The sequence below is a fragment of the Gillisella vitis genome (assembly GCF_001541345.2).
Lineage (GTDB): Bacteria > Pseudomonadota > Alphaproteobacteria > Rhizobiales > Rhizobiaceae > Allorhizobium > Allorhizobium vitis.
Map to the genome: position 1 here is coordinate 128,478 of NZ_LMVL02000005.1, position 13,202 is coordinate 141,679.

A 13,202-nucleotide genomic window follows, 5' to 3' on the forward strand; every position below is an offset into this window, starting at 1 on the left:
GCCAGACCATGGCCCTTTGGCGGGCTGATACCCCACAGATAGTCCCCAATACTCATTGTATCTTGCACCTTCTGAAGGCGCATGGCAAAGAGCAGCCGGCAAACCTGAGGCATGCGATGTTTGACGATCATCTCCGCGATACAGCCACGCGCGTCCAGGCGCTGCTGACCGAGCTTTTGCAGCCCGCATCCCAATCGGAAGAAATCGCCAGACCCGGCCAGCTTTTGGCGGCCATGCGCCATGCCGTGCTGAATGGCGGCAAGCGGCTGCGGCCATTTCTGGTGGTGGAAAGCGCCCGGCTGTTTCGTGGTGAGGACGATGCCGCCCTGCGGGTTGGTGCTGCGCTCGAATGCCTGCATTGCTACTCTCTCGTGCATGATGACTTGCCCGCCATGGATGACGACGATCTGCGCCGTGGCCAGCCAACCGTGCATATCGCCTTTGACGAGGCGACGGCCATTCTGGCTGGTGACAGTCTGCTGACCTTTGCCTTTGAGATCATTGCCGCACCACGAACCACACTTCCCGACGCTGCCAAGACCGCGCTTGTTCTGGCGCTGGCGCGGGCTGCCGGGCTTGGTGGCATGGCGGGCGGTCAGGCGCTGGATCTGGCTGCGGAGAAACACGCTCCGGATGAGGCTGGCATCGTCACATTGCAGGCTATGAAAACCGGCGCTCTACTGCGCTTTGCCTGCGAGGCTGGGCCAGTAATTGCCGGAGCCTCGGACGAGGACCGGCAGCGGTTGCGCCAGTTCGGCGAGTTGATCGGCCGGGCCTTCCAGCTTGCCGATGATCTCCTTGATTTGACCGCCGACGCTGCCACTATGGGCAAGGCGACGGGCAAGGATGCCGGGCGCGGCAAGGGGACATTGGTCGGCCTGAAGGGCCAGGCCTGGGCGGAAACCGAGCTGGACCGGCTGGTCGATCAGGCGGTCGCGTTGCTGTCTCCCTATGGTGAACGCGCCGCAGTGTTGATGGCGGCCGCCCGTTTTGTCGCCAATCGCAAGAATTGAATTGCCACTGTGACAGGTTTTCAGGTGCGGACTCTGCTTTGATGTTTTAGGGCTCAGTGACCGTTATTCTCTCCTGAAAGCGCCTGACATGATTGTCGATCATTTTGCGCAGTTTTTCTCCGCCTATCTCGTCTATCTGGTGGCGGTGATCAGCCCCGGCCCGGCGAATATGGCGATTATCTCGACGGCCATATCGCAAGGGCGCAAGGCTGGTCTGGTGATTGCGCTTGGCATATTTGCAGGTTCTTTTACCTGGGCCATGGCGGCATCCTTTGGCCTTGCCGCCTTGCTGCATCATTATGGCCAGGCCCTTATTCTGCTGAAAATCGCAGGCGGGCTTTATCTTTTCTATCTCGCCATCAAGGCGGGACTGTCTGCCTTGCGAAAACAACAGCCTGCCAGGGAGCAGGTCGAGCCGGTCAAGCGGGACCGTTATGGTGCTATCTTTCTGCGCGGCTATCTCATTCACTTGACCAATCCGAAAGCGATTTTCGGCTGGCTGGCGATTATTTCGCTGGGCGTGCCAGTGGATGCCTCACTGGGGTCCGTGGTGCTCGTGGTCGGTGGATGTCTGGTGACCGGGTTTTCAGTCTTCTGCGGCTATGCTCTGGTGTTTTCGACCGCCCGGGCCGTGCATGTCTACAGGGCCAGCAGGCGCTATGTGGATGGCGTTCTGGCGCTTCTGTTCGGCGCGGCGGGCGTGAAAATGCTGACGACCAGCTTGTGACAACTAGCTTGTAATAAGAAAGCCGCCTTTCGGCGGCTTTCTTTGTCTTTGAATGGGCTGCAGCCTTGGCTGAGATCAATTGTCCTTGAGCGGCGAAATCGCCACTTCGACGCGACGGTTCTGGGCGCGGCCTTGTGGCGTGGCGTTGGTGGCAATCGGCTGGCTGGGGCCAAAGCCCATGGCCGACATGCGGCGCGGATCGACGCCCTGCGAGCCGAGATAGTTCAGCACCGATTCGGCGCGGCGCTGCGACAGATCCTGGTTATGCTGCAAGCCGCCGGTCGAGTCGGTATGGCCGTTGACATCGACCAGGGTGCGGTTGAACTTCTTCAGCACGATCGCCACTGAATTCAGCGTTGGGTAGAATGGCGGCAACACCTGGTCCTGATCGGTCGGGAAAGTGATGTTGGACGGCATGTTGAGGATGATCCGGTCTCCCTGACGGGTGACGGACACGCCGGTGCCCTGAAGCTGGGCGCGCAGTTCTGCTTCCTGATTGTCCATATAGCTGCCAATGGCACCGCCTGCCAGCGCGCCGATGCCCGCGCCGATCAGGGCGGCATTGCGCTTGCCATGACCGCCGCCGCCGACCGCCAGGCCGCCGAGTGCGCCGAGGCCTGCGCCAATCATCGCGCCACCGGCGGTGTTCGACATTTTCTGTTCACCCGTATAGGGATCGGTGGTGGTGCACGCACTCAAATAGGTGGCAGTCAGGGCAAGAAGGACGAATTTCTTCAGCATCGGGATAGGGCTCCGTAGGTTCATTTCATCCTGAACATAGCAATTGCGGCAATATGAAGAAAACATGCCACCTGCTACAGAACTGCTTGCTGACAGAACGGCTCTCTTACTCCGCTGCCGACCGCTGACCGTAGCGTTTTTCGATATAGTCAATCACCAGAGCTTCGAAATCCTCGGCGATTTTCGGACCACGCAAGGTCAATGCCTTCTCACCGTCGATAAACACCGGTGCCGCCGGGTTTTCGCCGGTGCCGGGCAGGGAAATGCCGATATCGGCATGCTTGCTTTCTCCCGGGCCATTGACGATGCAGCCCATGACCGCGACATTCAGCCCTTCAACACCAGGATATTTTTCCCGCCAGACCGGCATGTTCTTGCGGATATCGCTCTGGATCTTCTGCGCCAGCTCCTGGAACACCGTAGACGTGGTGCGCCCGCAGCCCGGACAGGCCGCAACCACGGGGATGAACTGGCGAAAGCCCATGACCTGCAATAGTTCCTGTGCCACCTGCACTTCGCGGGTCCGGTCGCCATTTGGCTCCGGCGTCAGCGAAACGCGGATGGTGTCGCCGATTCCCTGTTGCAGCACATAGCCCATGGCCGCCGATGAGGCGACAATGCCTTTCGAGCCCATGCCCGCTTCCGTCAGGCCCAGATGCAGCGCATGGTCGGAGCGAGACGCCAGCATGGAATAGACGGCGATCAGGTCCTGAACCTGGCTGACCTTGGCCGACAGGATGATGCGGTTGCGCGAAAGCCCGATCTCTTCGGCCAGTTCGGCAGACAGAAGCGCCGATTGGCAGATCGCTTCACGGGTCACCTGCCGGGCCGAGAGCGGAAAGCCCTTGGCCTGGTTCTCATCCATCAACTGGGTCAGCAGTTCCTGGTCGAGCGAGCCCCAGTTGACGCCGATCCGCACCGGCTTGTCATAGCGGATCGCCATCTCAATGATATCGGCAAACTGCTTGTCCTTCTTGTCCTTGAAGCCGACATTACCCGGATTGATCCGGTATTTGGCCAGCGCCTCGGCACAGGCGGGATGATCGGCCAGAAGCTTGTGGCCGATATAGTGAAAGTCGCCGATCAGGGGTACATCAAGGCCGAGCCGCTCCAGACGGTCGCGGATTTTCGGCACAGCCGCCGCACTCTCGTCGCGATCGACGGTGATACGGACGACTTCTGATCCGGCTTTATGCAGGGCTGCGACCTGCGCCACCGTGCCGTCAATATCGGCTGTGTCCGTATTGGTCATCGACTGGACGACGACAGGCGCGCCGCCGCCAACAATGACGCCGCCGACATCGACGGCCACGGATGCGCGGCGTGGTTTCGGATCAAAATCGTCGGCTGGGTTTTCGGCTGGCGCCATGGTTGTCATCCCGATCTTGCGGATAATTCGCTTTCAGGTGGATCAATCATGGTCGCTTGTCAACATCGTGACAGCGGCGCGTGTCGATCAAACTTTGGGCCGGTCGGCATGTCGGGCAAGGCCTGAGAGCAGCAAGGCGACCAGGATGAGCACTGGAAGCACGCGAAACACCAGGGCTAGCGACGTATGTTCGGCGACGAAACCGATCAGCGAGGGCGCCACCAGAATACCCGAATAGCCCATGGCGCTGACCACTGACAGGCCGACGCCCGGCGCCATGCCCGGCAGATTGCCAGCGGCGGAAAAGGCGATGGGGACCAGGTTGGAAATGCCGATGCCCATGATGGCAAAGCCGATGACGGCGGTCCATGGCTCAGCAGCAAAACCAGCAATGGCCGTGCCGATCATGGCAATCACAGCGCAGACCCGCATGGTTGTCACCGCCCCCAGCCTGTCGCGGACGATGTCGCCGGCAAAGCGCATGATCGCCATGGTCAAGGAGAAGCCCGCATAGGCATAGCTTGAGGTGGCAATGGAGCCGCCCAGTTCATTGCGCAGATAAAAAGCACCCCAGTCGAGCACGGCCCCTTCCGGGATCATGCAAAACAGCGCGACGATGCCGAGAAGCCAGGGCAGGGGCGTCATCGGCAGGCGCGCCTTGCGGTGCTCGGCATCGGGATGGGGCTGGTCGCGAAGGGTGATCGGCCAGGCGGCAAGCAGCATAAGGGCGGCGAGGACTGTGGCGACAAGGCTATGTACTGTCGATCCGGCCATGGCCAGCAGCGGCCCGCCAATGCTGGCGCCAATCAACCCGCCGAGGCTCCAGAAGGCATGGCAGGACGACATGATCGAGCGCCCCATCTGTTTTTCGGTTTCCACGGCATTGGCATTCATCGCCACATCCATGGCACCCATGAAGCCGCCGAACAGGAAAATCGCCAGGGCCGCCAGGGGAACATTGGGGGCAAGCGTCAACAGCAGCAGGGTCGGCAGGAAAATCAGCGCGCAGGCCAGTGTGACCCGGCGCGAGCCGAAACGGGCGATCTGGGCGCCAGCCACCGGCATGCAGGCGAGCGAGCCAAGCCCCAGACCGAGGATCATCAGACCGAGCTGTGCTTCGCTCAGGTCGAGATTTCGGGCAAATTCAGGGACTTTGGGCGCCCAGGAGCCGATGATGAACCCGTTCATCAGGAACAGAAGTGAAACGGCCAGACGTTCCCTGGTGAAAAATCTTTGCTGCATGTCCGCAATCCTCCGATTGCGCGGAAAGTCCATTAAATCGATTAGAGTTGCAAGCGCCGACCGAATTTGCGCTGTCACGAATCGTATCTTACTGTTGGGAATGTTTGTTCAGGTGGATTTTGATGCTAGCGTTGCAATTGGGTGGCTTCCTTTGCAAAGGTCTAAAACCGTCATCCTTTTTGTCAACAAGCGACGAAATCGTCCATGAGGGCAAAGGTATGAACGGTATCGGATAACCTGCTCATTTTAAGAGGAAATTCGGAACGGGCATGTTGGTTTCCGCTCTCATATCCGACCGAGCCGAAGTGATTTTCGGGGCGGTTTTCTCTTTCGCTGCTACCCCTCATCAGGTTAAAAAAATCGTTCTACGCCATAAGTTTCCGGCGTTTTTCTTTCATGAGGCGTATGCGTGCCTATGTGAATCCTGATTGACGCCCCTATGTCGGTTCTCTAAGTGAAGGGCAACCATATCTGAGGACATCTGAAAGGCTATCAGACCTCGCTAAACTGTTGAGATCCGTACGAATAGATGACAGTAGATATTATAGGGCGTGCCTGCGTGGCACCGGGGGCAAGATCTCCCGAAGAGTTGTTTGATCTTTTGCGTGCCGGCGCATGCACAGTCTCGACCTTGCCTGGGGATCGTTGGGATATTGCGCGCTACTGGCATCCCGAAATTGGCACGCCTGGAAAATATTACACCTTTGCTGCCGGTGTGATGGATGGAATCTATCAGTTCGATCCCGCCCTGTTCGGCATGTCGCGGCGTGAAGCCGCCTTTATGGACCCGCAGCAGCGCATCCTGCTGGAGCTGACCTGGCGGGCGCTGGAAGACGCCAATATTCCGGCCAATAGCCTCTCCGGCCAGAATGTCGCGGTCTATGTCGGCGCCTCAAGTTTCGACCATGCCAATCTGGCGGCGGAAGATCCTGCCGGTCCCGGCCCTCATTTCATGACCGGCAATACGCTCTCGGTGGTCTCCAACCGTATCTCGCATGTGTTTGGCCTGAATGGTCCGAGTATGACGGTCGATACGGCCTGTTCGTCCTCGCTGGTCGCGCTTGATCACGCGGTGCGCGCTATTGCCTCCGGTGAAGTGGACACAGCGATCGTTGCCGGTGTCAACGTGCTGGTTCATCCGCTGCCTTTCGTCGGGTTTGCTCAGGCGCGGATGCTGTCGATCGACGGTTTGTGCAAGGCCTATGCCAATGACGGCATCGGTTATGTCCGGGCCGAAGGCGGTGCCGTGCTGGTGCTGCGCTCCAGCGAGAAAGCTCGGCGTGAAGGCGACCGCAGTCACGCGACCATTGTTGCCAGCGGCACCAATGCAGCCGGGCGCACCAACGGTATTTCGCTGCCATCGCGCGAAGCGCAGGCCGTGCTGCTGCACGCCGTTTATGACGGCAATGGTCTCGACCCGGATCGCCTGGCCTTCATCGAAGGCCATGGGACCGGCACCAAGGTCGGCGATCCCGCGGAAGTGTGGTCGCTTGGCACGGTCATCGGCCAGCGTCGCAAGGAACCGGTCTGGATCGGCTCGATCAAAACCAATATCGGTCACACCGAACCCGCATCCGGCCTGCTTGGCGTGGTGAAGGCGATGATGGCCCTGGAACACGACCTGCTGCCAGCCTCGCTGCATTTCAACGAGCCGAATGACACGATTGATTTCGATGGCCTGAATGTCCGGGTTGCCTCGCAGGCGGTTGCACTGGAGCGCGATGGTGCGCCGCGCCTTGCCGGGATCAATTCCTTTGGCTTCGGCGGCGCCAATGCCCATGTGGTGATTGCCGATCCCCAGAGACCTGATTTGGCCTCAGGCGCGGCTAATCCAGCCGGTGCCGGTCGCCTGTTCATGGCCAGCGCCCACTCTCAGGAAAGCCTGAAAGCATTGCTGGACAGCTATGAAAAAGCCTTTACGGCGGCTGACAGCGATGGTGATCTGGAAGACCTGATCTCGGCTGCGGCCTCCAACCGTGCGCCGCTCCGCCATCGTTTCGTTGCAAGTGGCAGCGCGGATGCCATCGTCAAGGCGGTGCGGGAACGGCTTGCCACGGCGAAGACCGGCGGCGAAACCGGCGAAGCCTTATCGCGCAACGGCAAGCTCGCCTTTGTGTTTTCCGGCAATGGCGCCCAATGGGCGGGCATGGGTCTCGATGCCTACCGGGCAAACGCCCGCTTCCGTGAGAGCTATGAGCGGATTGCCACGCTGTTTACCGCGCATTCGGACCTTGATCTCGTTGCGGCGTTGACCGATCCGGATCTGGAAGTCCGATTGAAGGATACCCGGCTTGCCCAGCCGATGCTGTTTGCCATCCAGGCCTCGCTGTCGGATGCGCTGCAAATTGCCGGTCTGGTGCCGGATGCCGTTTACGGCCATTCGGTTGGTGAAGTCGCCGCCGCCTATGTATCGGGTGCGCTGTCCTTGAAGGATGCCGTTTGCGTTATCGCCAAACGGTCGCAGCATCAGGCGGTGCTGGCCGGTGAAGGCACGATGGCGGCCCTGAAACTGGGCGAGGCCGATGCGCGCGCCATGCTGGCCGAACTTGGCTTTGATGACATGACGATTGCCGCGATCAATGCGCCCAATTCGGTGACCGTCTCGGGTCGTGAAGATGCTGTCCGGGCGCTGAGGGAACATGCCCGCAAGCAGCGGGTGCCAGCCCAGGTGCTGGATATCGACTATCCCTTCCATCATCCGCTGATCGATAAGGCGAAGGCTGCTTTTTCTGCCGATCCGCCGCTGATTACCCCGCGCCAGGCCATGCTTCCATTCATCTCCACGGTGACGGGTGAGCAACTGGAGGGCACGGCGCTGACCTCGGATTACTGGTGGAAGAATGTCCGCCAGCCCGTGCAGTTCCAAGGGGCGACGGAGGCAGCTATCGCGCTTGGTTGCAGCGTGTTTGTTGAAATTTCTCCGCGTGCGATCCTTGGCGGCTATGTGTCGGAAACGGCTCAGCATCTGTCGTCGACGGTTGCCGTCAGTGCCAGCCTCAGCCGTGAGACGCTGGATGAGGGGGTTGATCCGGTGGCGCGGGCTTTGGCGCGCGCTGTCGCCAGTGGCGCCAAGGTGGATGAGGCCAAGGTCTTCGGTCCGCGTCGCGCCGATATCGTCCTGCCGGGCGTACCTTTCGAGCGGGCCGATCTGCGGCCGGAGCCAACCAGTGACCGCGTCGATCTCTATGGGCGGTTCGACCAGACGGCCTATCGGCTGAGCGGTTGGCGGGTCGACTTGAATGGCGGCCATTGGAAAAACCATCTCGACGCTCATCTGTTTCCGGATCTGGCCGAACATGTGGTCGATGGCCGCGCCATTCTGCCGGGCAGCGGTTTCGTGGAAATTGCCATTTCGGCGTCCCAGGCGCATTTCGGCTCCGATCAGCTTGAGATCAGCAATGTCGAGATCCTGCGGCCACTGGAATTGAGCGACAGCCGGATCATTGAGCTTTCAACGCTGATTTCCGCTGCGACCGGCGATCTTCAGATCCGCTCGCGCGAGCGGCTGAGTGATGACGACTGGACGCTCAATGCGGTTGCCCGGGTTCGTAAACTCACCGCCTCCGAATTGGACGATGCGGTGGATTTCGACTTGTCCAGCCCGACATCGGAGCTGGATAAATCTGCTGCCTACCGGACGGCGCGCAATTTCGGCCTGGATTATGGGCCGCGCTTCCAATTGCTGGAAAAGGCGATTTGCCATGGCGAGCGGCTTGTCGAAGTGTTCCTGAAACCGGCAGCGGCGCCGGGCCACCCATTGCTGCGCTATAATCTCAACCCGATGTCGGTCGATGCGATGTTTCACGGGCTGGTGGCGCTGTTTGGCCGCTTCAGCGGCGAGCAGGGTGGAGCGCCCTATATTCCCGTGCGTTTCGGACGGGTCCGGACCCGGGTTCTCGGTGCTGCCGTCCATCGGGCGGTGATCGAGATTGAGCGGATCAGCGACAGCTCGATCAAGGCGAATTTCCATCTGTTCGGCGAGACCGGTGAACGGATCGCCACGTTGAGCGATAGCCGGTTCCGCCGCACCTATCTGAAACAGCACAAAACGCTCGATGGCCTTGCCTATCATTATGAAACGATCGCGGTGCCCCTGGTGAAAGATCCGGGTGCGGCCCTGGTCGCACCGTTGGGCGACGTTTTCGCATCCCAGGAGCGCGACCTGGACAATGCCACTGTGCTGATCCATGCCTGCGTGCTCAGCGCTTTCTATGCGCTTGCCGAGCGACTTGCCGGTAAAGACCGGCGCGTGTCGCTGGTTGATCTGCCGGGCGATGTGCGGTTGCGGCGATTCTTGGCCAATGCCCTGCACAGTCTGACCGATAGCGGCTTTGCCCAGTATGCAGATGGCAGCTGGACGCTTGAAGACGGCAGCGATCTTCCGCCCGCTTTCGAGCTGATCCGGGAACTCTACCGGGATTTCCCCGAACGCACCGTTGAACTGGTGATGATCAATGACGTGCTGACAGCCGTCAATGCATCGCTCAATCAGCCTGTAGGTGTTGTGGACGAGGGTCTGGATTGGGACGCGGTGATCAGCGAAGCGACGCTGGACCATTTCGCCGTTCATTCCACGCTCGCCACCGAGCGTCATGGTATGCTGCTGAAGGCAGTGATCGACTGTCTCTCGACCTTGGATGCCGATGCGCCGCCGCTGGTGGTCGAGCTTGGCGCCAGTTCGCTTCACCTTAGCCGCAAGCTCGCCGATCTGGTTCGCGCGTCTGGCGGTAATCTGGTGATTTACGAGCCGGAGGCAGGCCTGCGCCGCAATCTGGAACTGTCTTTCGAGGCCGATCCGCGCGTCACTGTCGTTGACGCAAAGGGGTTGGATCAGCTTTCGCTCCTGAAAGCGCCGGTCGATCTGATTGCCAGTGCCCATGCTGATCTTGGCCGCTTGCTGGATGGCGAAATGCTGGCGCGTCTCAGCCATGGCGTCTTGGCCTCGGCCCGTCGCCTTGTCGCTGTGCAGCCAGCGCCCGGCCTGTTCCATGATTTCGCCTTCGGTCTGCTGGATGGCTGGTTCGACAGGACGGTTTCCGAGGAATTTCCGCTCGGTCGGCTTGGCGGCGGCGAAGACTGGACGAAGTCCCTGCAACAGGCTGGTTTTGCCGCAGTTCACGCTCGGCAATTGCAGACGGATGGTGGTAGCCTCATCGTGGCGGAAGCCCAAGGCCGGACTGACGGTCTTGAGCCAGAGTCTGGTTCGCGTCAGGATGGCGGGTCGCTTGACGAGGTTGCGGCCAGGGGACCGGTGATCATTGTCCATGAAAAAACCGCGGATATTGCCCGGCTTTCGGCGGCGGCAAGAGCACTGGGCGGTTCGCAAGTATCTTTGCTTTGCCTGTCGGGCAGCTTTGAAACGGACAGGTCGATCTTGGCCGACGCTCTGGGCAAAGCTGGACCAGCCTTGGGCGGAATGGTCTGGCTGATGCCGGATACCGATGCGGCTGCGGATGGATCGCTGCTGTTGCAGGACCGGGTCGGCGCTCTCAGCGCATTGGCCATGGCGCTTGGCGACGTTGCGGCATCAGCGTCTGATGCTGCAAGGATGCTTCCCGTCACTCTGGTTCTACCCGGCGGTGCGCCCGTTACCGGCATGACCGGCAAGGACTTGACCCGCTCCAGCCATGCGGGGCCTGTCAATGCAGGCCTTTGGGCCTTTGCCCGTGTGTTGCGCAATGAGTTCGACCTGTTCGACATGCAGGTCGTCGATACCGGCCCCTCCAGCAATACGCTGGAAATCATGCTGGACTGGGGCATGCGCCTGTTGGCCGCCAAGGGCGACAACCGCGAATGGCTGGTGGAGCCGGAAACCGGGCGGATGGCCGAGATTCGCGCTGTGCCTGGTCCTGCCCCGCTGACGGCGCAGCGTACTGATTCATTCGAGGCAGCCGTCATTCGCCAGCAGGTGCCCTCGCAGGTGGCCAGCATCCGCTGGGAAAGCTGCCCGGTCCCAGTCATCGGCCCGACCGAAGTGCTGGTGAAGACCGCAGCGACAGGCTTGAATTTCCGCGACGTGATGTGGGCCATGGGTCTGCTGCCGGAAGAGGCGCTTGAGGACGGCTTTGCCGGGGCCTCGATCGGCATGGAATTTGCCGGTGAAGTGGTCGCTGTCGGTGCCAAGGTGAGCGATCTTGCCCTCGGTGACAAGGTGATGGCAATCGCTGCTGCGGCTTTCGGCACCCATGTCAAGGTTGAGCGTGCGGGTGTGGCCAAGTTGCCGGATGGCGTGGACCCGGTTTCGGCGGCGACCATTCCGGTGGTGTTCCTGACGGCTTATTATGCCACTCACGAACTTGGGCGGGTGCGCCCGGGCGAAACCATCCTCATTCACGGAGCCGCTGGCGGCGTTGGGCTTGCAGCCTTGCAGGTCGCCCGGCATTTCGGCGCCAAGATCATTGCCACGGCTGGCACGGAAGAAAAGCGGCGCTTCCTGGAAACGCTGGGGGCGGACCATGTGTTCGACAGCCGCTCGCTCGGTTTTGTCGGCGATGTGCTTGACGTGACTGGCGGCGAAGGTGTCGATCTGGTGTTGAACTCGCTGTTTGGCGAGGCGATGGAAAAATCCCTGTCGCTGGTCAAGCCGTTCGGGCGTTTCCTGGAGCTTGGCAAGCGCGATTATTACGCCGACAGCAAGATTGGCCTCAGGCCGTTCCGTCGCAATGTCAGCTATTTCGGCATCGACGCCGACCAATTGCTGGTCCTGCATCCCGATCTGTCGCGCCGCATGTTGGCCGAGATCGGTGGCCTGTTCGAGCAGGGCGTGTTCACGCCGCTGCCGTTCCGCGCCTTCGAGCATGATGAGATCGGCGATGCTTTCCGCCTGATGCAGAATGCTGGCCATATCGGCAAGATCGTTGTTCTGCCGCCGGTTGCGGGCCGTGACCGCGTGGCGATAAAGTCGGCGCGCCGGATGGCGGTCGATGCGGATGGCATGCATCTGGTGGTCGGCGGTATCGGCGGTTTTGGCCTTGCCGCCGCCGATTGGCTGGTAGAACAGGGCGCGCGCCATATTGCCTTGTCGACGCGGCGCGGGCTTGTTGATGCCGAGACGCAGACCGTGGTCGACCGCTGGGCCAAGCAGGGCGTAACGGCCTATATTCGTGGCTGCGACGTGACCAGCGAAGCGGCCTTGTCGACGCTTTTGACGGAGCTTCGTGCCATTGCGCCATTGAAGACCGTTATCCATGCGGCGATGGTGCTTGACGATGCCTTCATCTCCAATCTGACGCGCGAGCGAAATCAGCCGGTCATCGACGTCAAGGCCAAGGGGGCAGCCCTTCTTGACCGGTTGACCCGCCAGGATGGCATCGACAATTTCATTCTGTTTTCGTCGATCACCACCTATGTCGGCAATCCCGGCCAGGGCAATTATGTCGCTGCCAACGGTTTCCTGGAAGGTTTGGCGCGGGCGCGCCGCGCCGAGGGACTGGCTGGTCTTGCCATCGGCTTCGGGGCAATCGGCGATGCCGGTTATCTGGCCCGCAATGCGCAGGTTAATGAACGGCTTGGACGCAGGATCGGCAAGACGGCGCTCGATGCCCGCGATGCGCTGTCGGCGGTCGGACGCTATATCGCCGCCGATACTGGCTCTGTCGATGCGGCTGTGGTGATGATTTCCGAATTCGACTGGGCTGCCGCACATTCGCTTGCCGTGGTCAACGAACCCTTGTTTTCGCTGATTATGCGCCGCAGCAACCAGCATGTTGGCAGCGGTGAGGGCGGCGAGATTGATTTGGTGGCGCTGATCGACGGCAAGGCACCGGCTGCGGCCCAGGACGTGCTGTTTACAGTGCTTGCCGGTGAAATTGCCGATACGTTGCGGGTGCCCAAGGAAAGCATCGGGCTGAACAGTGTGCTGAAGGATATCGGGCTGGACAGTTTGATGGCTGTCGAGCTTGGGATGAATTTCGAGCAGAATACCGGCTTTGACATTCCCCTCAGCAGTCTTGCCGACAATGCCACTGTCGGGGACCTGACGCGTCGTCTCTATGAAAAGGTCAGCCTACGTGGGCGGACGGGCGACAAGGACGAGGCGTTACCGCAAGACAGTAAGATCATGGACGATCTGCATCGCCGCCACAGCGGGCAGGGCCAGTAAAACTGGCCC

6 protein-coding genes are annotated in these 13,202 nt (G+C 60.7%); 3 read left to right on the plus strand and 3 right to left on the minus strand.

What is annotated here, in order from left to right; translation table 11 throughout:
• The first annotated feature begins 116 nt into the window (after positions 1-116).
• Positions 117-1,013 (plus strand): polyprenyl synthetase family protein, encoded by an 897-nt coding sequence (locus ASB66_RS17940; protein WP_060718791.1) that lies wholly within the window; start codon positions 117-119, stop codon positions 1,011-1,013.
• Positions 1,014-1,101: 88 nt separating this feature from the next.
• Entirely contained in the window at positions 1,102-1,740 is a 639-nt protein-coding gene (locus ASB66_RS17945; protein ID WP_060718790.1) for a LysE family translocator, read from the plus strand.
• Positions 1,741-1,815: 75 nt separating this feature from the next.
• Here the strand turns inward: ASB66_RS17945 and ASB66_RS17950 are convergent, their stop codons facing one another.
• From ASB66_RS17950 to ASB66_RS17960, 3 genes are all read right to left on the minus strand, one after another.
• Entirely contained in the window at positions 1,816-2,481 is a 666-nt protein-coding gene (locus ASB66_RS17950; RefSeq protein WP_060718789.1) for a YiaD family glycine zipper/OmpA-like lipoprotein, read from the minus strand.
• Between the two features lie 106 nt (positions 2,482-2,587).
• Positions 2,588-3,850 carry a flavodoxin-dependent (E)-4-hydroxy-3-methylbut-2-enyl-diphosphate synthase gene (gene ispG, locus ASB66_RS17955; protein WP_114386861.1) on the minus strand — a complete coding sequence of 421 codons (1,263 nt, stop codon included), beginning with the start codon at positions 3,848-3,850 and terminating at the stop codon, positions 2,588-2,590.
• 87 nt (positions 3,851-3,937) lie between these two features.
• A complete protein-coding gene (locus ASB66_RS17960) occupies positions 3,938-5,092 on the minus strand; it encodes an MFS transporter (protein ID WP_114386817.1) in 1,155 nt (384 codons plus the stop codon).
• A gap of 529 nt (positions 5,093-5,621) precedes the next feature.
• Here ASB66_RS17960 and ASB66_RS17965 point away from each other — a divergent pair.
• On the plus strand, positions 5,622-13,193 hold the full coding sequence (locus tag ASB66_RS17965; protein ID WP_060718786.1) for a type I polyketide synthase: 7,572 nt from the start codon (positions 5,622-5,624) through the stop codon (positions 13,191-13,193).
• The last annotated feature ends 9 nt before the right edge of the window (positions 13,194-13,202 follow it).